The sequence below is a fragment of the Paenibacillus apii genome, assembly GCF_011043685.1.
Lineage (GTDB): Bacteria > Bacillota > Bacilli > Paenibacillales > Paenibacillaceae > Paenibacillus_AQ > Paenibacillus_AQ sabinae.
Genome location: NZ_JAAKGU010000013.1, coordinates 1 through 22,020, shown reverse-complemented (window position 1 = coordinate 22,020; position 22,020 = coordinate 1). Strand labels below are relative to the sequence as shown.

The following is a 22,020-nucleotide window of genomic DNA, read 5'->3' as shown; positions in this document are numbered from 1 at the left end:
GCTTTGCTCGCTATCCGCTACACAACTCAAAAAAGGTATTTCACAGCCGTAACCGTGAAATACCCTTCAAAATTTGACCTATCATTTAGTTTATAAATTTCATCGTTTGCAGCATTCGCTTCAGCATCGCGGCCATTTCGGCCCGGGATGCTGTTCCGGCAGGCTCGAAGCGGCCCGCGGGTGTGCCCCGGAGAATACCGGCGGCTGCGTCTTCGGCAACGGCCTCCTTAGCCCAGGAGGCAACGGAGGCCTGATCTGCGAATACGGCCAGCGGTTTCATAGAAGCAGCCGTTTCCCCTCCGCGGGCATATTTCAGCGCGCTGTGAATGAGCACGGCCAGCTCCTGGCGGCTGACGGGTTCACCGGGATGGAAGCTGCCGTCTCCCTGGCCGTTCACAAGGCCGGCCTGATAGGCCGCGTTAACCGCCCCGCTGTACCAAGCGGAGGCTGCGACGTCCCGGAAGGCCGAAACGCCGGCCTTCTCTTCAAGACCAAGGCCCCGGACAATCAGGGCCACGCTTTCAGCTCGCGTGACGGAACGGGCGGGGCCATACATTCCGCTGCCGCTGCCGCCGATGATGCCTTTGGCGGCAAGCAGCTCGATGTCGCTTCTGCCCCAGTGAGCGGCAGGGACGTCCTTGAAGGAGGCGCTGCCGGTTACGATGGCATACAGGCTATTGCCGTTGCGCTTAATGATAGCGGCCATCCCGCCGTCTCTGGATTCAAATACGGCGGGAACATATACCAGCTTGCCGGATTTCTCGTCATACCGGACAGCGGCAGTGACGGCCGGACTGACCGCATCCGGCAACGGAATACTGCGGCTGACATAGGTGCTGCCAAAATCAATCGGCTGCTCCGCACCCTCGCGAACGATGCCCGCCTTAAAATCCACAGAGGCATTCAGCAGAATGAACTTCTGCTTCTGCGCGGCTGAAGAGACATCTTGCTTCTGCCGTTCCGTCGCTTTGGCTATGGTTACCCGGAGCCCCGCCGGCCCGGTAACCGCCGACTTCAGCACAGTTGCGGGCAGACTGTAGCTTCCCGGTTCAGCGGACACATCCAGGAATGCGGCGCTGCTCTGCGACAGCCACTGCCTTGCGGCTGACGGCGTCAGCTCCACCGTCACGGAATCGGCGCCCCGGGTCTGCACCGAAAGAGACAGCCGGGAAGCCCCGCCGGACAGCGCCTTGCGGATATCGTCCTCGCCGACGGTAACGGCCGCCGCCTGACGGCCACCCGCACCGGATAACACCGGCGCATAGGTCAGGCTTCCGTTACCGGCAGAGAGCGGAACGCTCGCCGCGGCTGACGGCGCAGGGCTAGCCTGTACCGGGGCTGGTGTCGGGGCCGTTCCCGGAGCCGCGCTTGGGGCCGTACTTGGCGCTGCGCTCGGCGCCGCACTCGGCTGGGCGCTCGGTCCGCCTCCGCCGCCCGCGACTTCAACTTCCGTGCTGCCGACGTCGCTGCCGGAGCCTGCGAAGACCTTAAGCTTGCCCGTTACCTGCGTCGGGACGGTAAATGCAAAAGAATAAGATCCGTCGTCACCGCTTCTGACCGCATCGAAGACAAGCACGGCGCCGCTGGCGTCAATTACCCGCAGCGACACCCATGCGGAAGGGTGATACTTGCCCGAAGCCTTCACTTCTTCGCCGGGTGCGGCCTGGGACTTATTAAGCGAAAGCGAAATAGCGGCTTGCGCAAAAGCAGGCGCCGTTTCATGGAACAAGGCGGATACGGAAGACAGCGCAATGGCGAAGGCGGCAGGGAGCAGAAGCAGCTTGTTGGATAATTTCATTAATCGGCTCCCCCTCTACTGCAATACAACAGGCTGTCTGCCGGGATCGTTGGTAAGCTCATCTACGACATAAACCTCGACCGTATCCCCCGCCTGCACGTTGAACTGAATCTGTGCCGCATAGCCGCCGTTGTCGAAATCGCCCCGCACTCCGGTCAGACCCAGCGTCTGCGAACCGCGCCGGTGCGTAAAGACGACCGTCTCCGCTCCCGAGTGCCCTAATACCGTTTGAACATTCGCAGAGAATGTCTTAAGACCCGATACGCCGTCTTTTACCGTCATAACCGGCACTCCATTATTGTCCGAGACCGAGTAGACCGCTCCGTCCTCCTGTGGCTGCACCTTGAAAGGCGCCTGGCGCTGCAGCTCCAGCACTGCCATTGTTCCCGATACCTCATTGCCCGCCAGAAGCAGCGGCTTGCCTGTCGGGGAATCGCCGGCCGGGATGAAATCAAGGCCCTCCGGGCCGAGATCGCCCTGTCCGCTGTTCACCAAATCGCGGAGATTGAAGTAGGAAGCAAGCTGCGGCTCCTGCGGATTCGACACGTTATAGACGATCACTCCGCTCTGCCGCTCAAGTCCGACAAACGCATACGTCCGGCCGAACGCTTCGCCCGTTTCCACATATTCCGGCTCCGGCCCCTTATTGTCGCTGCGGTTGTCCATTTTGTTCGCTTCATGATCGCTGTTGAACACGGACGGGTAATTCACCGCAATATACTGCTCGAAATCATCCCCGCTGTCATACACCTGCTGCTCCGGCGTTCCCAGCTTGTCCACGTCCCAGATGGAAAAAGACCGCGCCCCATAAGCGACGAGCGCATTATAATAAGTAACGCCCGTGACCGTATCCTTGTAGACGATATCCGATACGGTATTCGTGATCCGCAGGTTGCCCAGCCCCGTCTTCTCGCTCAGCGCTCCCAGATTAATGGCGTCCAGTTCATCCTGCGTCGTTCCCGGATAATATTTGGCGTCAAGCTTCACCACATTGCCGGCCTTCGGACCACCGGAGGCATAAATATCCCGGAATTTCACCTCGTCCGCCGCTCCGCCCCATTCCCGTCCATCGCCTTCATTGGCGGTGAACAGATATGTCTTGCCGCCTATGGTCCGCAGCGAGATGCCGTCCGGCATATAGGCGCCCAGTACGGGATAGTTTTGAATTTTTACCGTTTTGTCTTCGTCGGATACATCCAGCTTGTTCTGCGGAAGCATATGATTCTTGTAGCCCAGCCCGTAGACATGCGTGAATCGCTTGCTCTGCAAATCCAGCACGCCTATGGCATTGTTCTCCTGAAGAGCAACATACGCCTTGGCGCTGTCAGCCGATACGGTGATGAATTCCGGCTCCAGATCAGCCGCCCACTGCTCCGGCGTCGGATTTGCAACATGGCCGGTCTTCAACGAGGCATACCGCACATTGCCGTCGATGGCGAGGTCCGGCGAGCCAAATCCGGCTGTGGTAACGTTAAAGCTGAAGTGTCCGTCACCGGTCTTCGCAATATCGATAATGGAGACCGATCCTTCGGGATCAATATTATAATCGGCGTCGGCTGGCTCCCCTTCATTGGCTACCAGAAACCGGGAACCGTCCGGTGTAAGGGTTATCATATCCGGCAGCGCGCCTACTCTCTCATACCCGAGATATTCTCCCGTTTTGGTAAAAAAAACAACGCTTCCCGGCTCGGTCTTGACCGAATTCGGCACGGCGACGGCAATAAGATTCTCTGTCGGATGAACTGCGATACTCGTAATATCCCCGAACAACCCCGGCGAATCCGTCGGATTGAAATCCGTGATTTTAAACTTGTTTTCCGCTGCCAGCGCCTGGTTCTCTACCCCGCTCTTAAGGCCCGACAAGTCAACGATCTCGAAGCTCTTGGTATCTCCGTTAATAAGGTAGGCTTTTCGCGATGCTTTGTCGTAGTGGACAATTTCCGCACCCGACTTCGCCAGTCCCGCTCCCGTCGAGTAGCTTGCAAGCCGGACAAGTCTAAGTTCTCCCGACGCCTGAGTGTTTGCGGTCGCTCCTGCTCCCGACGCGCCCGTGATCAGAGCGGACAATCCGAATGCGGCGGCCAGCAGAGCCGCTCTCTTGTTCCATTTCACCAATTCGATGTACCTCCCAGTCTGATGGATGTTTCTTCCTTTATATCTCTATCATCGTAGCGTCAGACTGTTAAATGGATGTAATCGGAGAGTGTGATTTATGTTACGGACAGCCAGACGCTCATATCGAGCGGCTTCGCGAAGAACAGGCCGGTCGTCACCAGCACGTCGACGCCGGAAGCCGCGTAAGCCGCGGCGTTGTGCTCGTCGATGCCTCCAGCCGCCAGCAGCACCACATTCGGGTTCACGGCCCGGAGCTCCGCGCTTCCCGTAAGCAGCTCATCCGGAGACAGCTTGTCGAACTGTACACAATCCACCCCGGCGCGGCACAGACGGAGGGCATATTCCACCGAGTCCGTCTCGACAACCAGCTTTTTCTCCGGGACTCTGGATTTCAGCTCACCGATCCGCTCCAGAAACGCATCCGGCCCCCCGCAAAAGGCTGCATGCTCCTTGAAGACGAGCACGGTCTCGGACAGCCCCAGCCGGTGGGGAGCAGCTCCTCCGCACAGAATCGCCTTGACGCTCATCGCCTTGGTCCCCGGAAAGCTTTTTCTCGTGCTCGCGACGGAGACAGAAGGATTGACCGTCTTCACAATGTCTACCATCCGCCTTGTCTTGGTTGCAATACCGGAGCAGCATTCCAGCAGATTTTGCGTCACTTTCCAGGCCATCTGCAGCGACTGCACCGTCCCCGTCCCCGACAGAAATACCTGCTCCGGTTCAACGACCGCACCCGACGGAAGACTGTACACGGGCGTAACCCCCAGCTTGACCAGCATCCGCATCGCCTCTTCCGTTCCGCACAGCACCGCCTTCTCTCTGGAGAAGTACTCTATTTTCCCCCGTTGCCCGCCTATATCAAGGGCCCATGTCGTCAGATCGAGATAAGGAATATCCTCTCCGATCATCCGGTCAATCGCCTCATCGGGAATGTAGATCATTTGCTTGCCCTCCTGTTCAGAATGAAATATGGCGCTTATTGTATTCCTTATTCACGTTTCTACAAATGAAGAAATTCATAGAGCCGAAGGCCTCGCCTAAGAGTTTGTAAGCTTTCGTTACATAGTAGCGGCGGCGACAGCCTTACTTTTCCAGCTTTTTTGCCAGATTGTCAAATGATTTGCTATATTAACCTTAAAAATATTTAAAATTTTTGTGAACCCGGCTGTTTACTATCGATTGCCACTTTCGTATGACGTTTTTGTTGTCGCTAGATGATAGAGTTTGTGCTACACTTTATAGACAACTAAATAGCAAGAACAATGTCTCTACTGCTCTGTCGGAATGGACGTGCCTGCTACATGCATGGCGCTGCATCTGTCACCTGGACCTTTCACGAATCACATTATTCAAAAAGGGAGGCGGTAAGCATGACGTTCTTGGAAAAATTGTTAACGTATCGGGACAAGGAGAACGATCTCTTCTGGGAAGGCTCCTTTCTCGATTACTTGCAGCTCGTTAAAGAAAATCCGCGAATCGCCGGGACAGCGCACGAATTGGTCTACCGGATGATCGAGACGGCAGGCATAACCGAGCTGGGGGACGGACGGCGGGAGTACGCTTTTTTCAGCGGCACGCTGTTCGGACTTGAGGACGCGATTCAGCTGCTCGTGGAAGAATACTTCCGGCCGTCGGCCCAGCGGCTTGATGTCCGCAAACGTCTTCTACTGCTTATGGGTCCGGTCAGCGGCGGCAAATCGACGCTCGTTACCCTGCTGAAGAACGGGCTTGAATCTTTTACACGTACCCCGGAAGGCGCAGTGTATGCCATTAAAGGGTGCCCGATGCAAGAAGAGCCCCTCCATCTCATTCCCCGTGAACTGCGCGATGAATTCCGCAAAGAGTACGGGGTGCATATCGAAGGCGATCTCTGCCCGGTATGCCGGATGAGACTGGAGAGTGAACACGGAGGCCGAATCGAGGACATGCCCGTGGTCCGGGTACTGTTCTCGGAAAGCGACCGGACGGGAATCGGAACATTCGCACCATCAGACCCCAAATCGCAGGATATTGCCGATCTGACCGGCAGTATTGATTTTTCCACCATTACCCGCTACGGTTCCGAATCCGACCCCAGAGCCTACCGTTTTGACGGCGAACTTAACAAGGCCAACCGCGGCCTGATGGAATTTCAAGAGATTCTGAAATGCGATGAGAAGTTTCTGTGGAATTTGCTCTCTCTGACTCAGGAAGGCAATTTTAAAGCGGGACGATTTGCGCTCATATCCGCCGACGAACTGATCATAGCTCATACGAACGAAACCGAATACCGCGCATTTATCTCCAATAAGAAGAATGAAGCCCTCCACTCCCGCATGATTGTCATGCGCATTCCCTATAATCTGAAAGCCAGCCAAGAAGAACGGATTTACCGCAAGCTCGTTGACGCGTCAGGCCTGAACAACCAGGTGCATCTTGCTCCGGGAGCGCTTTGGACAGCCTCCGTCTTTACGGTCATGTCCCGCCTGAAAGAACCGAAGAAACCGGGCATCGATCTGGTCAAAAAAATGTACCTCTACGACGGCGTCGAAGTCGACGGTGTGAAAAAAGCCGATGTGGACGAGCTGCAGCGTGAGCATCACGACGAGGGCATGTCCGGCGTCGATCCCCGGTATGTCATCAACCGGATTTCCAGCGCGCTCATCAAAGGCAGCAAGTCCTGCATTAACGCACTGGATGTGCTCCGCTCCCTCAAAGAGGGGCTGGATCAGCATCCCTCGATCTCCAAAGAAGAACGCGAGCGCCTGATGAATCTGATTACGCAGGCCCGCAAGGAGTACGATCATAAAGCGAAGACCGAGGTGCAGCGCGCGTTCGTCTATTCCTTCGAGGAATCGGCGCACACGATGCTCAACAATTATCTGGATAACGTCGAAGCCTACTGCAGCGGCCACAAAATGAAAGACCCCATCACCTCCGAGGAGCATGATCCCGACGAGAAGCTGATGCGTTCCATCGAGGAGCAAATAGGCGTAACCGAGAATCAGAAACGGGCGTTCCGCGAAGAAATCCTGATCAAAATTTCGTCGTTCGCGCGCCGCGGCCGGCAGTTCGAATATACGTCGCATGAGCCGCTGAAGGACGCCATCGAGAAAAAGCTGTTCGCCGATCTGAAGGACGTCATCAAAATTACAACCTCAACGATCAATCCGGATGAGGGCCAGCTCAAGCGCATGAACGAGGTATCCAAGCGCCTGATCGAACATCACGGCTACTGCGCCACCTGCGCGAACGAGCTGATGAAATACGTCGGCAGCTTGCTGAATCGATAACCAGGGAGGATTTACCCGTTATCGCCTTCAGCTTACTGAATCATTGATCGGCAAAGGCGGGGATCGGGAATCCTCGGTTACAGCCTGCGGGCGGCGGCCATCCCGGCCGTTCGCCCTTTCCCTTTTTACTTTCGGACGGTCACGCGTTAATACTCCGCAATTCCAGGTTAGAATCCAATCATTTCCGGGAGGTGGGCGGCATGGACAAAAGATTGTTCGTGATCGCGCGCGACGACTGGTCGCTGCACCGCAAAGGAGAAATCGACCAGGAGCGTCACAAGCGCAAAGTAAAGGAAGCGATTCGTAAAAATCTCGCCGATCTTGTCAGCGAAGAGTCGATTATCATGCCCCAGGGCGATAAAGTGATCAAGGTTCCGATCCGCAGCCTGGATGAGCCGAAATTCCGCTATAACACCAAGGACAAGCCGCAGGTTGGACAGGGACAGGGCGGCACCCAGGTCGGCGATGTCATCGGCAAGGCGGGACAAGGCGATGCGAACGGCCCGGGCAAGGGACGCGAAGCGGGCGATCAGCCGGGAACCGACTATTACGAGGCGGAGCTGACGATCGATGAGCTGGCCGAGCTCGTATTCGAGGACTTGAAGCTGCCGAAGCTCAAGCCGAAGGCCGCGCCGGATATGACCGTAGAAGATGTCCGGTTCGAAGACGTCCGCAAGCAGGGCATGATCTCGAATGTCGATAAAAAGCGGACGATCTTCGAGGCGATCAAACGCCAGGCGCTGAGCAGCGGACTTCAGGGAACGCCCGGCGCGGCGGCCTGGTCGGAATCGTCTGCCGACTACGGCGGCTATGATACCGGCGGCGGGGATGCCGGAGCCGGTCCGGGCCCGGGGGCGAATCCTCTGGCCGAAACGGCGGCGCGGCTCGGACTGACGCTTGGGTACCAATCGATGGAAATCCCCGGCGTTATGCCGGATTCCGTAGGGGCGCCGGTTCTCGGCCCGATTATCGGCGAGGATCTGCGGTTCAAGACGTGGGAGGATGTCCGGAAGCCCCAGTCCTCGGCCGTCGTGCTCGCCATGATGGATACGTCGGGCTCCATGGGCAGCTTCGAGAAGTATGTGGCCCGCAGCTTCTTCTTCTGGATGGTCCGCTTCCTGCGGACTAAATACGAGAACGTGCAGATCCGGTTTCTGTCGCACTGCACGGAGGCCAAAGAGGTGGACGAGGAATCCTTCTTCCGCAAAGGCGAAAGCGGCGGCACGAAATGCTCCTCAGTATACGAACTGGCGCTTAACATTCTGGAGAAGGATTACCCTCCGGGCCAATACAACGCCTATGCTTTTCATTTCTCGGACGGCGACAACCTTGACAGCGACAACGGGACGACCGTAAAGCTGGCAGGCGACCTGCTGGACAAAGTCAATGTGCTGGGCTACGGCGAAATCCGGCAGCATATATACGGAAGCAAACGTCTCTGGGACTCGTTGTCCGGTCTGAACTCGCCCGCCTTTATCCGGTCTATCCTGAAGGAAAAAGAGGATGTGTTCAAGACGCTGAAGGCTTTCTTCGGCGACGAGGTGGAGGCGAGCTGAAGCTGGCCTGAAGCGGAACTTAGGGGTTGAAGTCATGGTGGGGTGCCTGACTGGCCCCAGCCAAAAATCGGCGGCGGCCTTTGCGGCAGCGGAAGCTGCCAAACGCAAGGCCGCCGTATAAGACAGGAGGAGCGTGCTTATGATCGATCACGATGCGGAGCAATTGGAACAAGCGGCGGAGCGCTTGACGGAGCTGGCACTTGAGAACGGGCTCGATTTCTTTCCGATGCGCTACCAGGTCTGCCCGGCGGAAGTGCTGTATTCCATCGGAGCCTATGGGATGCCGACCCGGTTCGCGCACTGGAGCTTCGGCAAAGCCTATCAGCGCATGAAGACGGAATATGATCACGGGCTGAGCAAAATCTACGAGCTGGTCATCAATTCCGACCCCTGTTATGCGTTCCTGCTCGATAGCAACACCCTGCTTCAGAACAAGCTGATTGTGGCGCATGTGCTGGGACACAGCGATTTCTTCAAAAATAACGCTATGTTCGCCGGCACAGACCGGCAGATGGTGGACCGGATGGCCGTATTCGCCGACCGCATCGAGCATTTCAGCCACGAATACGGCGCGGACGAAGTCGAGGCCTTTCTGGACGCGGGCATCGCCATTCAGGAGCACGTCGACCCGTTTGTCCGGTTCGGCCGTAAAGAGGGCTTCCGCGAAGCGGACGGAGGCGTGAAGGATGTTATCGGCTTTATCGCAGGGAACAGCCGGTATCTGGAGGAGTGGCAGCGGGAAATTTTGTACATGCTCCGCGCCGAAATGCTGTATTTCTGGCCGCAGATGGAGACGAAGATTATGAATGAGGGCTGGGCCAGCTACTGGCATCTGAAGCTCGTCCGCGAGCTGGACCTCAGCGATTCGGAGATCGTCGAGTTTGCCAAAATGAATGCCGGCGTCATCCAGCCTTCCCCGGGCAGAATCAATCCCTACTATCTCGGACTCATGATGCTCCGGCATATCGAGAAGAAGGAAGGACCCCAAGCACTGTTCGAGATCCGGGAGACGGAGTCGGACGTATCGTTCATCCGCAACTATCTGACGCAGGAGCTGGCGGAAGAGATGGATCTGTTCGTCTTCAAGCAGGAAGATCAGGTGTACAGAGTGACGGCGAAAGACGTGGAGGAAATCAAGAACAATCTGATTCGATCCCGGACCAACGGCGGCTTCCCGTACCTTACGGTCAAGGACGACGACCTGCATGGCCGGGGCGAGCTGCTGCTGGACAACCGCTTTGAGGGCCTGGAGCTAGACCGCAAATACGTCGAACGCACGCTTCCGCTCGTTCACCGGCTGTGGGGACGAAATGTGCATTTGAAGACCGTCGTCGACGGGCAGGAGAAAATATACATGTATAACGGCAAGGAGCTGGCGGGGTAAAGAGGGAACGGGCGGTAGCGAGAATCCCTCACCTGTAATCGCGATGCGCAATCCTAGTTCGTTATACGGCGGCTAAAACGGCCGGGAGGCGCTCAGGCCTGTAACACGGCCGAGCGCCTCCCGGTTGTTGCTGTTAATTAGACCGCAGCCGTCTCGCTATGGAATATCGGCAGCCGCTCATCCTCAATCTTGTAAATATCATTCCAAATTCCGTCAGCCGAGGCGCTGGAATCATACAGCTGCTCATAGGTAAACCCGGCACTGCGGAAAATATCAACGGTCTTGTACGCAACGTCCAAATGCCATTCCGGAAGCGGCGACCGGTGGCCCTCATACTCCGAACCGAGGTTCGGAATCCAGGACCCGGCGTAGGCGATAACCCCCTGGGAGGCAAGATATTTCACGCCTTCCAGCGTCGACTTCTTCGTGTCCATGCCGCCGACAAAGTTGGAACGGACACGGCCGTGCCCGAAGACGACTGCAGCCCGTTCCAGCGCTTTGACCCAATGATCCCAGCCGCCGCAGTGAATCACCTTTCCGGGGCAGACGGAATTGAAAATGTTTTTATCCCATATTTCGAGGTTCATGGCAACCGTACGGTAGCCGGCATCTTTGTAACGCTCCAGGATGCTGAGGTCCAGCGGCGCGCCGATTACGGCTGTGCCATTGAAGTCCTGAAGTCCGGTATGCTCCTGAATCGCCTCCGCCACGTCGAAGTAGTAATCAATCTCCCTCCGTTCGGGGATAAATCCTCCGCTGATGGTAATATGCTTGGCTCCTTCTTTGTAAGCAACCGCAGCCGTTTCGCCAATCTGGCGCGGATATTTCCAGCTTACGCCATGCTCTTCCCCATACGTATCATGCGTATAGTTGATATTGCAATATTTGCAGTCATGGCCGGTTTCCTTCAGGAAGCACTCGTTGCTGTAGGAGACGAAGATGGCCCCTTCTCCGTTATGAGTCGCTACCTGATTCATGTTGGCGCCGTCGGACGTTTTCAGGCTGTAATATTTGGGGCGTTTCTTCAGTGTTACCTGAAACAGCTCCTTGCGCTCATGGTACAGGATGAATTGGTTGCCCTCTCTGCGCAGCTTGTACGGAGAGCGGTCATTCCAGCGGTAAGCTACCCGCAGTCCACCCGGGGTATAGAAGCATACCGGGAGAACAACCCCTGTATGATTATGCAGATTGTAGTCGAACAGCGTCTGAATTTGTTCCTGATAGACGTCACCCAGCCCTACCCCTTCAAAAATGGCAGGGTCGGCATTGATACCTTCAACCTGACAGGCGTTCTTGACGGCAAGCTCCTCATGCAGCCGGTTTTTCAAATCGCTCATTGAAGTACATCTCCTTTTTTTTACTTAATATCGACTTTGTCCGGAAAGGCTTCCTTCAGACCATCCAGAGCCAGCTTGTCGTCAAGATTGAAATCCTGCTCGATATAGCCGTTGGCAATGCTCCATTCCTTGATCTCCTTCAGCTGGTCATAGTCCTCCTGTTTGAAGCGGACATCGAACTCCCATTGATTCTTAATTTCATTCAGGGCGTTTTCCTTGGGAATCTTCAGCTCTTTGAACGCCAGTTCGGCGGCCTCTTCCGGATGATCGATAATATACTGGGAAGCCTCAGCGAGCGACTTGTTCAGTTCCGCCGAGATTTCGGGATGATCCTTAATCAGGGAACCCTTGGCGACCAAAAATCCCTTCGTACGGATATTAATGGCGGATTGGTCGTTAAGCGCTACCGAACCCTTTATCTTCTCGGCCTTGTCGAAGAACGCGGTGCCGAACCAGGCGGCCTGAATATCTCCTCTGTCGTATGCCGCCAATATTTCAGCCGTAGATTGCAGCGGGACGAGAGTAACGGCCTTTGGGTCGATATGGAACGTTTCGAAATATTTGCCCCAAATGTACTCGTTCACAGTTCCTTTCTGTACGCCGAGCTTCTTGCCCACCAGATCCTCCGGCTTGCTGATTCCGTCTCTGGCAAAGAGCTTCGAACTGGTCGCTTTCGGCGAATTGAACAAGGACAATACCTTGAGGTCCCCTTTGGAAATCGCGCTGAGCGCCGCATAGTCCATCGCTTCTCCGACGTCCACCCGGTCGGTCAGCACCGCATTCAGCGTGTCGATCCCAAAGGAGAAGGTCGATATTTCGGCGTCAATTCCGTTCTTTTCAAAGATTCCCTGCTCCTTGGCTACCCGAAATTGCAGCGAGAATATGGCGGAATCTCCCCCAACGCGTACCTTCTGCAGAGCCGGAGCGCCCGAAGCTTCCTTATTCTCCGCCTTGGCGTCTCCGCAGCCCGACAGCGACACCAGTATTCCCGTTAACAACATGGCTCCCGCCACAGCTTTCCAAATCCGGCTCTGCTTGTTTCTCACTTTTCTTGTCCCCCCATAGGTTACTTTCAAATTTTACCTTCCAAATCTTGTTTCTTTGGCAATACCATAGCGCTTCAGCGAGGTCTTTCCCAGCCAGCGCAGCAGCTGATCCCCAGTAAAGCCCATCAGTCCGAGCAGCAGCAGTCCGACGAAAATCCAGTCCGTCTTGGAGTACAGCCGCGAAGTCCAGATGAGATAGCCGACCCCTTCGTTGGCCGCAATCATCTCCGCGCCGACAATGGCCATGAACGAATTCCCCATCGCCAGCCGGACCCCGTTAAAGAAGGCGGGAACGACGGCGGGAATAATCACATGGATCAAAATCTGCCGCTCCGAAGCTCCAAGCGACCTTGCTGAGCGAATTTTGTCATCCTCGACATTCACTACGCCGGCCGCCGTGTTCAGAATGACGATGAACAGCGTCGCATACATAATGAGAATGACCTTCGACTGCTCGCCGATCCCAAACCACAGAATGAACAAAGTGATGAAGGCCAGGGCCGGAATGAACCGAAAAAAGTTCAGATAAGGCTCGACCAGCTGCCGGAGCCATTTGAACCTGCCGATCAAGAGGCCCGCCGGAATGCCCAACAGACTGCCAAGCAGCCATCCGAGCAGCACCCGTTTAAAGCTGATAAAGACATAAGTGACCAGCGAATTGTCGGCAATCAGTTCAACCGCTCCGCGAAACGTCTGTACAGGAGTCGGAAAATAGTCCTGATTCGAGTTCATGGCGAAGATCTGCCACAGAATCAGGAACAGCAGCCAGGAAACGATCCCCATCTGCAGGCCCTTCCGAACATAACGCATGCGTTTTCCTCCTTTCTTTTTTACAAATGAAAATATAGATCGTCTTGAAAAATACCCTGCAGCTTCTTCTGTATCAGATTAAATTCCCGCGAGGTCAAATCACGGGGATACTCCAGGCGATTGTCCATGATTTCGAATACCCGCGAGTCCGGCCCAATGGACATAATCCCGATCCGGCCGCCGAGCAGCACCGCTTCCTGAATATCATGCGTGACGAAAATGATCGTCTTCTTCGTCTCCGACCAGATTCGCACCAGCTCCTCCTGCATGACTCTGCGGGTGAATGCGTCGAGCGCCCCGAGCGGTTCGTCCATCAGCAGAATGTCCGGCTCGTTGGCGAGCACTCTGGCGATCTGCACCCGCTGCTTCATGCCCCCCGACAGCTCTCGCGGAAATTTGCGCTCATGTCCCGTTAGTCCCGCCAGTTCGATGTACCGGTCGGATATCGCTTTGCGCTCCCCTTTCCTCATCCCCTGCATGCGCAGGCCAAACTCGATATTCTCTCTTACATTCAGCCAGGGGAACAAAGAGGCATCCGGGTGCTGAAACACCATCGCGCGCTCTTTTCCGGGACGGTCGACCGCCTCGCCACCTACAAGCAGCTCACCCTCGGTCTGCTTCTCAAATCCGGCAATCAGGTTAAGCAGTGTGGACTTGCCGCAGCCGCTCGGGCCCAGGAGAATAAAAAACTCCCCCTTGTTAATGCTCAGATCGACGTCTTTCAGCACCTGGTATCGAACGGCTTTCTTGCCGGCCCCGGATTGAAAAGATTTACCGAGCTGCCGTATGGATATAATAGGCGACTGAACACTTTCCTCAGGGGAACTTTCGATGATTGTGCCGGATGAGATCAAAGGATAACGGGACACCTCAATCACTCCTTTTTAATATGATATTTTCAATGCGAATACTAGGTTTTGAAGCTTCAAACGACTTGTACCTATCTCATATGACACCAGCAACATTCAAAATTCTACAAAAAAAGCCCCACATTCCCCTTAAAGAGAAAGCAAGGCCTGCGGTGATCCGCTCGGGTTAAAGATATGGATGGTGCATTCTTTCACAAGGTAGAATTGGTTAATTCCAACTTACTTGATAGGATTATATTGTTTTCACCCGTTCTACGTCAATGACCTGAATGCCTGCTTTTCATGTTTTAATGAATTTGTAACAATTTCCCCTCACCCCATCGGATGAATATAAGGTGAACTATTGTAGTATATACACTTATTCCGGTTAAGGATTAAACTAAAGCTAAAACCATTTATTATGAAAAATATAAACATACAACACTTAAATTCCGTAACGTTTTAGCTGGCGAATAACCCGAAAGAGGTGAACCAACCATTGACTGACACCAAACGATTGTCTGTTGTGATTATCACTCAGAACGAAGAGGAGAAAATCGAGCAAGCCATACTCTCCTGCCGTCCTTTTGCGGATGATATCGTCGTCGTCGACGGAGGCAGCACAGATGGAACGGTTCTTATCGCCGAGCGTCTGGGCTGCAGCGTCTACCACAATCCTTGGCCGGGGTACGCCAAGCAGCGTATATTCGGGGCCGACATGGCTCCCAGCAACTGGATCTTTTTTATTGATTCGGATGAAGAAGTCAGCGAAGAGCTACAGCAATCGCTTTTGAACTGGAAGGCGCAGCCGGAAAATGAGGTAAAGGCCTATACGGTCTACCGGATCGGCGATTTTCTCGGCAAGTGGATGCCAAGGGGCGAGCACCTCGTGAGGCTGTACAAGAAAGACGAAGTGCGGATGAAGGATGTCCTTGTTCATGAAGGCCCGGATGTCGACCCTTCCGCCGTGCCTTGTCTTGCGGGTACGCTCTGGCATCACGGGTACCGCAGCATTCAGGACCATGTACAGCGCTTCAATAAATACACCGATCTCGAGGCGAGAAAAGAATATGACAAGCAGCGGCCGTTCAGTCTGATGAGGCTTCTGTTCCGTCCGCCTGCTAAGTTCGTCTATACCCTGTTCGTCCGCAAGATGATTACGAAAGGTATTGCCGGGTTCAGCGTCGCTTTTTTCTGGATGTATTATGAGTTCCTCAAGGAAATCAAGCTGTATGAGCTGTACGGCCGGGAGAAAAAGCGCGAGAAGCCGGTCTATGTCATTGAAAGCAAGAAACGGCCTGTATAAGGAGGGGACCTTGGTGCGTATCCTTCATATTGCCAATCATGTCAAAGAGTCGGGCAACGGTATCGTCAACGTGATGATCGACCTGGCCTGCGAGCAGACTGCAAGAAATCATGAGGTAGGAATCATATCGGGAGGCGGCCAGTACGAAGAGCTTCTTGCCCGAAATCACATTCGTCACTACCGACTGGACCAGACGAGAAAGCCAGCCCAGCTCTTGCGGGCTGTTTTTAATTTCAGACGGATGGTTGCGGACTTCTCCCCTGATATCATTCATGCGCATATGATGACCGGCGCGCTGTTCGCCCGTTATCTGAGAGGCTTCCGCAAGTACAAGATCGTAACCCATGTGCATAACGAATTTCAAAAGAGCGCCGATTTCATGAGAGTCGGCGACCGGGTGATTGCCGTCAGCCAGGCGGTCTGCGATGCCATGGCAAACCGCGGCGTCAAGCGGGACAAGCTGCGCGTCATTCTGAACGGCTCGATCGGTAGCCCGCGCCAATCGGATTTAAGCCCCGAGCCTTTGGAAGGGCGGGCCATCGTTACGGTTGCCGGCATGTACGAGCGCAAAGGGATCTCCGACCTCATTGACGCGTTCAATCTCCTTGCGGGCAGCCATCCGGACGCCAGGCTGTATATCGTTGGCGACGGTCCGGACCGGGCCAAGTTCGAAGAGCGGGCCTCCGCTTCCCCGTTCTCCGGCCGCATCCGGTTCGCCGGCTTTCAGGCCGAAAGCCGCCGGTGGATGAAAGCCGCCGATGTATTCGTCCTGGCCTCCCACAAGGAGCCGTTCGGGCTTGTCCTGATTGAAGCCAGGGAATCGGGCTGCGCGATCGTCGCGACAGAGGTGGACGGCATTCCCGAGGCGCTGGATCACGGGGAATCCGGCCTGTTGGTGCCGCCCAGAAACGCCAAAGCGCTCGCGGATGCGATTGCCCGGCTCCTCTCCGACGACGTCATGCGGCGGCGCTACCGAGTCCGCTCCGGCATCGGACTCGACTTCTACCGTACCGAACGCATGGCGGAAGAGATGCTGGACGTTTATCGCGAACTGCTGCCGAAAGTGTCCACGGTGGCAGAGGTGTCCGGGACCAACCACGGAGTCTGAACCCGCAGGCTGAAAACGCTATGATTGAATCGATTGTATCGTTTCAGCAAAAAGCACAGAAGGCACAACCTCCGCTTCAGATAACATCACGAAACGGCGGAGGACTCAAACTCAAACCGTAACCATCTTCTCCTGAGCATGCTTTATTGAGATATAATCGGTGCTGAACGCAATCCCGCGCTCCTTAAGCTCCTCCGAGGCCCCCATGCCGAGCCGGCTGACAAGCACGGTGCTGCAATCGGATATAAGAGCTACAATTTGGTTCAGCAGCTCCTGGCTGTGCCTGCCGGTGAAGCCTTCACTTCCCGTTGTGCGTACTTCCACCAGCGTCCAATCACCCGCCGCGGATACATCATAAACCATAAACTGCTCACAGCTGCCAAAATGTTGGTCAATCCATTGCCCGTCGCTGCTGCCAATTGCAATCCTGTTCGGCATTCGCCTGCCTCCCCTTTATTTCGTATCATTTATACTTCAAATGCGCACCGCCGGGTGGTTCTTCTTGAGCGCCAGAGTAATTAACAAACACTATACTGCCTGCACAATCAAATACCAAGGCTGTTCAACAAAGCTTCGGAAAACACGGGAGCTAAGTTAACATTAGGTGAAGACCCTGACCATCCCACCGCCACCCGGCGCAAATCGCCCGCCAACCCCAAAAAAAGAGAGCGCCTAAAAAGGCACTCTCTCATTCCACACGCTTCGATTATTGGTTTCCCAGCGCCCTTCACGCCTCGGAAGACGAACAGGCGCTTCCCTGGTCTTTCATCTGGCACCCTGTATTGTATCCCGAGGGAACTTCACAGAGGCCGATCTCCTTCAGGTATTCCGAATCAAAGCCGGCAAAAACCTGACTGCCGGTGTCGATCAGCGGGCGCTTGATCAGAATCGGGTCGCTGCATAACAGCTCCAGCGTCTCCTCCCGGGAAAGAGCTCCCGGGACGACCCGGCCCGCTTTGACCGAAGGGGCGTTCGGGTTGAACCAGTCTTTCAGCTCAAGGCTGGCCAGATACGGCTGCAGCGTTTCAGGCGTCCATTCTGTATCAAGCAGCGACCGCTCCTCCACCGTGTGACCGTAGCTCTCCAGCAGCGCTTTTTGTCGGGCGCCCCCCATACAGCCATTTTTCGTATAGAAAATAATTTGCGCCATTTACTGTACCCCCTTTAGACGGATTGATTACATCCATCATAAGGCAGTCCCTCTATCCCGGGCAATGAATTCCCGGCCTCCAAGCGGGAGTTTAACACAATTGTTAAATAAGCCGGTGCTGATACCACTTTTTGCCGAGAAATCGCTTCAGGAAGATCCCGCCCCGTACGGCCCATTCGCAATCCATTGCGAGCCAGACGCCGAGAATGCCCAAATGGAGAACGATCCCCAAAATGTAACCGAGCACGACGCGGAACAGCCACATGGACAGCATGGAAACGATGGACGTAAATTTCGAATCCCCCGCCGCTCTGAGCGCGGAAGGCATGATAAAGCTGAGCGACCACAGCGGGATTTGGGCAAGCGTATTGATCAGCACGATCCAGAAAATATCGTCCACAATTTCGGCCGGGGGATTAAACAGCGAAACGAGCGGATTGAACAACGGCAGAATCAGCAGCCCCATGACCGCAAAGGAAAGCGAGGAAGCCATAATAAAGGATTTGGTGAATTTTCTCGCATCCCGGATATTTTCCCCACCCATACACTGACCGACTACCGTAATAATCGTCAAAGCGAGCGCATTCGCGGGGATTTGCATCACTCCGGCCAGAGCGGAGCTGATCGCGTTGGCGGCAATCGCATACGTGCCAAGACTGACGATGAAGATTTGGGTCAGGATTTTGCCTCCGTTAAAAAACATCTGCTCCGCCGCGAACGGCAGGCCGATAAACATGATTTTTCTCAGCATAGATAAATTGAACGTCAGGATATCGCGGATTCGGATATGCAGGCTGCTGTCCATCCGGAATAAATAATACAGCGCGCAAGCAGCCCCCAAATAACGGGCGACATTAATGGAGATTGTCATGCCGAGAACGCCCATCTGCAAAAGATTGATGAATACGAGATTGAGGAGTACATAAATCAGGTTCATGATCAGCGACAGCACCAGCGACGCCCGCGTTCTTCCGGTGCCCCTGAGGGCTCCGCATACCGCTTCCACGACGGCAATTCCCAGGTAGGATATACTGCTTCCGATCAAATATGTCCGGGCATTGGCCATAACATCCGGTTCAGCCGCGCCGAACAGCAGGTTAAGCAGCGGGCCATGAAACAGTATGCCGAACAGCCCGACGAACAGCGCGAGCAGAGACACCGAAGACACGGCTCCGGCAGTCGCCTTGGAGACCATCAGAAGGTTGCCGCTTCCTTTATACTGGGCCACAACAACCGTCCCGCCTGTCGCCACGGCGATCAGCACGCTGATGAGAAAAATATTAAGCGAGTCAATCATGTTGACCGCACTGACGGCCGCTACCCCCGCCGAGCTGATCATGGCCGTGTTGATCAGATTAAGGCCGACCACAAACGCCTGATCAATCAGAATCGGGATGAACAGCGAGATAATCTGCCGGTAATCAATCGCCTCGCCGGAAAAATATTTATCGAGAAATCCCTGCTTCACCTTCACGCCTGGCTGAATCATAACCTCACTTCTTTTCCAATAAAATAGACCGCCGAAAAAAAGAAAAAGGCTCTTCATAATTGAAGAGCTGCTTAAGGATTGTGCCTGCGGTTATCTATTTAGGTATGCGGTCGAGAGGACTCGAACCTCCACGGGGGGTTAGCCCACACGGACCTGAACCGTGCGCGTCTGCCAATTCCGCCACGACCGCGTATGATATAAAAATAATGCGGCACAAAAAGTAATATAGCATGAATTGGTGGAAAGGACAATAACGAATTTTTCGGCTTTTAACGAACGATCAATACCTTAACATGACCTTGCTTGCACCTCTACTCTATTAACAAGCAAATTCGATGCCAATCCGGCGAGAATAATCGGGAAATGCCTCAAATACCCCGTCACACCGGGAAAAATTTTTTTCAGACCTTTGCCAAACGCTCCATTTTACCGAAATCCTGTTAACCGTTCCTCGGCATCAATCTCAAATATGAGACTAAAGAGCGGCCCAATCGGGGCCCAAACCAAAAAACTCCGCCCGAAATGGGCGAAGTTTATGGGACTAAAGACGATTTGAAGCGGCAGACTCAAAAATGAAACGCCGTCTCAATCTTGAGACAAGCGGTACTCCTTCAGTTTCCGGTACAGCGTTGCCCGGCTTATATCCAGGATGTTCAGAATTTGATCAATGTCCCTGCTCAGTGAATATTGACTCAATACCCGGGTCAGAGCGGCCTGTTCCGTTTCGCGCACCGCATCTTTCAGCGAGTACCCGCCCATTCGGGCCACGGTCGGAGTATTCAACGCTTTAAGAATTCGCTCCGGCAAGCTGGCCAGAGTCAGTCCGGGCATGCTTTCAATGTTGCACATGTATTCAATCGTATTTTCAAGCTCCCTGATATTGCCCGGCCATGAATACGACAGGAATGTCTCCAGCAGTTCGGGATCGCATCCGAGAAAATGTTTCTGCAGCTTGCGGTTCGCTTTTTCAATAAAGTAATGGATCAAGAGCGGAATATCTTCCTTGCGCTCCCGCAGCGGCGTGACAACCATCGGAACCACATTGAGCCGGTAAAAGAGGTCCTCGCGGAATTCTCTGTTCTGCACCATCTCCTCCAGGTTCCGATGGGTTGCCGCGATAATTCGAACATCGACCGGTATGGATTTGCTTCCGCCAATCCGTTCTACCTTCCGCTCCTGCAATACCCTGAGCAGCTTGGCCTGCAAGTAAATGGGCATATCTCCAATTTCGTCGAGCAGCAGCGTGCCTTTATCCGCCAGCTCGAATTTTCCCGGCTTGCCGCCCTGTCTGGCTCCGGTGAAAGCCCCACTTTCGTAACCGAACAATTCGCTTTCAAGCAAGGGCTCGGGAATGGCGCCGCAGTTTACGGCGATGAACGGCTGATCCTTACGCGAGCCGCCTTGATGAATCGCCCGCGCCATCAGTTCCTTGCCCGTACCGCTCTCACCCGTTATCAACACGTTCGAGGGACTTTCGGACAGCTTGCCGACAAGTCGTTTCAGCTCCGCGATTTTTGTTCCCGCTCCAAGAATATCATCAAGACCCGTTTCCCCCTCATTATCCAGCCGGCTGGCAATTTTATGAAGGTCTTCGGTCAGTTGGAACGTCTCCACCGCGCCCTTGAATTCCCCGTTCATTTCTATTGGAAAAGCTCTGCTGTACAGGCCAATTTTGTTCTTGCCCTCCCGATAAACGATTTTCTGATCAGGAACCAAGGTCCGGGTCCGAACCGCCTGCGCCAGGATTGAGCCGGGGAGTATGGATGAAACGGGTTGTCCAATCACCTTATGGGGCTCCAGACTGAGATGGGCCTGCGCGAAGGCGTTCAAAAACGTAATCTTTCCCTCCGCATCGGCCACAAGAACACCTTCGTACACCGAATCCAGCACTGTATCGAGTTCGCGGGTCCGCAGTTGAAGCATATCGTGAAGGTGCTGCTTGGCAAGCTTGTCGCTGAGCAATTCCGCCATTTTGGAGATAAAATCCATTAATTGCGTCCTGTTTTCTATAATCTGCCGCTTCTTCTCCTGATCGAACGTAACCAGGCTGATGACGCCGATCGCCTCTCCCCTGTACAAGACAGGGCATAATACGCCGCTGGTGTAATCGCACTGATGCTGCAGCTTGCATCCGTAGCACAGCCGGTGAAAGCCCGGCTGCTCAATCACCGATGGCTCCCCCGTGCGCAGAACAAAACGGCTGACGTGGCCGTTTTCCTGCTTTTGTCCGATCAGCGCTTTGATTTTGCCTGTCGCGCCAACCCGGACATTGTGGGCATCCACAATCTCAACATCGATTTTCAAGGCCACCGAGATCGCCTCTGCAACCTGTTCCACCGTATCCGCAATTGTCATTAATTCTGCCATAGAAACCTCCGCTGATCATAGGAAACCGGCATTACATCTTTATTTGTTTGCGAAGCCTGGACGACAGCACGCCCATCTCTTCCCTATATTTCATGACTGTCCTGCGGGAGATCCGAATCCCCTCGGCGGCGAGCAGGTCGGTAATGCCCTGATCGGAAAGGGGGGCTCCTTTATCTTCGTCTTCAATCCATTGTCTGATTATGAACTTGATACGCTCGGATGAGGCTCCTTCTCCTTCGTATGTAGATAGTCCCGAGGAAAAGAAAAACTTTAATTCGAACAACCCATGGGGCGTTCTGACCACTTTATTCTGAACAGCGCGGGAGACGGTCGATTCATGCAGCCCCAATCGGGCGGCAACGGTCTTCAGATTCAGCGGCTTCAAGTACGCAATACCACCATCAAAAAAAGCCTGCTGTTCCTCAACAATGGAC

The 22,020-nt window shown here is 54.5% G+C and carries 17 protein-coding genes and 1 tRNA gene; 5 read left to right on the top strand and 13 right to left on the bottom strand.

The window, feature by feature from the left end:
• Nucleotides 1-85 precede the first annotated feature (85 nt).
• The 3 genes from G5B47_RS21545 to modD all read right to left on the bottom strand — a co-directional run bounded on the left by G5B47_RS21545 (nt 86) and on the right by modD (nt 4,854).
• On the bottom strand, nt 86-1,798 hold the full coding sequence (locus tag G5B47_RS21545; protein ID WP_165102653.1) for an S-layer homology domain-containing protein: 1,713 nt from the start codon (nt 1,796-1,798) through the stop codon (nt 86-88).
• Between the two features lie 15 nt (nt 1,799-1,813).
• Nucleotides 1,814-3,910, bottom strand: coding sequence for a choice-of-anchor I family protein (locus tag G5B47_RS21540; protein ID WP_328804624.1), 2,097 nt, complete (start codon nt 3,908-3,910; stop codon nt 1,814-1,816).
• 98 nt (nt 3,911-4,008) lie between these two features.
• A complete protein-coding gene (gene modD, locus G5B47_RS21535) occupies nt 4,009-4,854 on the bottom strand; it encodes a ModD protein (RefSeq protein WP_165102647.1) in 846 nt (281 codons plus the stop codon).
• A gap of 429 nt (nt 4,855-5,283) precedes the next feature.
• On the opposite strand from modD, the gene G5B47_RS21530 reads away from it, so the two are divergent.
• The 3 genes from G5B47_RS21530 to G5B47_RS21520 all read left to right on the top strand — a co-directional run bounded on the left by G5B47_RS21530 (nt 5,284) and on the right by G5B47_RS21520 (nt 10,125).
• A complete protein-coding gene (locus G5B47_RS21530; RefSeq protein ID WP_165102644.1) occupies nt 5,284-7,185 on the top strand; it encodes a PrkA family serine protein kinase in 1,902 nt (633 codons plus the stop codon).
• 200 nt (nt 7,186-7,385) lie between these two features.
• Complete coding sequence (locus G5B47_RS21525) at nt 7,386-8,741, top strand: YeaH/YhbH family protein (RefSeq protein WP_165102641.1); 1,356 nt, start codon at nt 7,386-7,388, stop codon at nt 8,739-8,741.
• Nucleotides 8,742-8,880: 139 nt separating this feature from the next.
• A complete protein-coding gene (locus tag G5B47_RS21520) occupies nt 8,881-10,125 on the top strand; it encodes a SpoVR family protein (protein WP_165102638.1) in 1,245 nt (414 codons plus the stop codon).
• A 137-nt stretch (nt 10,126-10,262) separates the two neighbouring features.
• On the opposite strand, the gene G5B47_RS21515 is transcribed toward G5B47_RS21520, so the two are convergent.
• Genes G5B47_RS21515 through G5B47_RS21500 form a run of 4 tightly spaced genes read right to left on the bottom strand, consistent with a single transcriptional unit; the run spans nt 10,263 to nt 14,154 of the window.
• Nucleotides 10,263-11,462 (bottom strand): radical SAM protein, encoded by a 1,200-nt coding sequence (locus G5B47_RS21515; protein ID WP_165102635.1) that lies wholly within the window; start codon nt 11,460-11,462, stop codon nt 10,263-10,265.
• A gap of 20 nt (nt 11,463-11,482) precedes the next feature.
• On the bottom strand, nt 11,483-12,508 hold the full coding sequence (locus G5B47_RS21510; protein ID WP_165102632.1) for an ABC transporter substrate-binding protein: 1,026 nt from the start codon (nt 12,506-12,508) through the stop codon (nt 11,483-11,485).
• A 33-nt stretch (nt 12,509-12,541) separates the two neighbouring features.
• Nucleotides 12,542-13,318 (bottom strand): ABC transporter permease, encoded by a 777-nt coding sequence (locus tag G5B47_RS21505; protein WP_025332752.1) that lies wholly within the window; start codon nt 13,316-13,318, stop codon nt 12,542-12,544.
• Between the two features lie 20 nt (nt 13,319-13,338).
• Complete coding sequence (locus G5B47_RS21500) at nt 13,339-14,154, bottom strand: ABC transporter ATP-binding protein (RefSeq protein ID WP_407945239.1); 816 nt, start codon at nt 14,152-14,154, stop codon at nt 13,339-13,341.
• A 511-nt stretch (nt 14,155-14,665) separates the two neighbouring features.
• Between G5B47_RS21500 and G5B47_RS21495 the strand changes: the two genes are divergently transcribed.
• Together G5B47_RS21495 and G5B47_RS21490 are read left to right on the top strand one after the other, a co-directional pair.
• Complete coding sequence (locus G5B47_RS21495; RefSeq protein WP_206107482.1) at nt 14,666-15,472, top strand: glycosyltransferase family 2 protein; 807 nt, start codon at nt 14,666-14,668, stop codon at nt 15,470-15,472.
• A 13-nt stretch (nt 15,473-15,485) separates the two neighbouring features.
• Nucleotides 15,486-16,580 carry a glycosyltransferase family 4 protein gene (locus G5B47_RS21490; RefSeq protein WP_165102624.1) on the top strand — a complete coding sequence of 365 codons (1,095 nt, stop codon included), beginning with the start codon at nt 15,486-15,488 and terminating at the stop codon, nt 16,578-16,580.
• A 111-nt stretch (nt 16,581-16,691) separates the two neighbouring features.
• Here the strand turns inward: G5B47_RS21490 and G5B47_RS21485 are convergent, their stop codons facing one another.
• From G5B47_RS21485 to G5B47_RS21460, 6 genes are all read right to left on the bottom strand, one after another.
• Nucleotides 16,692-17,018, bottom strand: a complete 327-nt coding sequence (locus G5B47_RS21485) for a NifB/NifX family molybdenum-iron cluster-binding protein (RefSeq protein WP_165102621.1) — start codon at nt 17,016-17,018, stop codon at nt 16,692-16,694.
• Between the two features lie 289 nt (nt 17,019-17,307).
• Nucleotides 17,308-17,730 (bottom strand): ArsC/Spx/MgsR family protein, encoded by a 423-nt coding sequence (locus G5B47_RS21480; RefSeq protein WP_165102617.1) that lies wholly within the window; start codon nt 17,728-17,730, stop codon nt 17,308-17,310.
• A gap of 103 nt (nt 17,731-17,833) precedes the next feature.
• A complete protein-coding gene (locus G5B47_RS21475; protein ID WP_165102614.1) occupies nt 17,834-19,219 on the bottom strand; it encodes an MATE family efflux transporter in 1,386 nt (461 codons plus the stop codon).
• Nucleotides 19,220-19,324: 105 nt separating this feature from the next.
• Nucleotides 19,325-19,409, bottom strand: a tRNA-Leu gene (locus G5B47_RS21470).
• 395 nt (nt 19,410-19,804) lie between these two features.
• Nucleotides 19,805-21,586, bottom strand: a complete 1,782-nt coding sequence (locus G5B47_RS21465; protein ID WP_165102611.1) for a sigma-54 interaction domain-containing protein — start codon at nt 21,584-21,586, stop codon at nt 19,805-19,807.
• Between the two features lie 31 nt (nt 21,587-21,617).
• A partial coding sequence (locus tag G5B47_RS21460) for an RNA polymerase factor sigma-54 (protein ID WP_456238596.1) occupies nt 21,618-22,020 on the bottom strand: 403 nt, incomplete at its 5' end.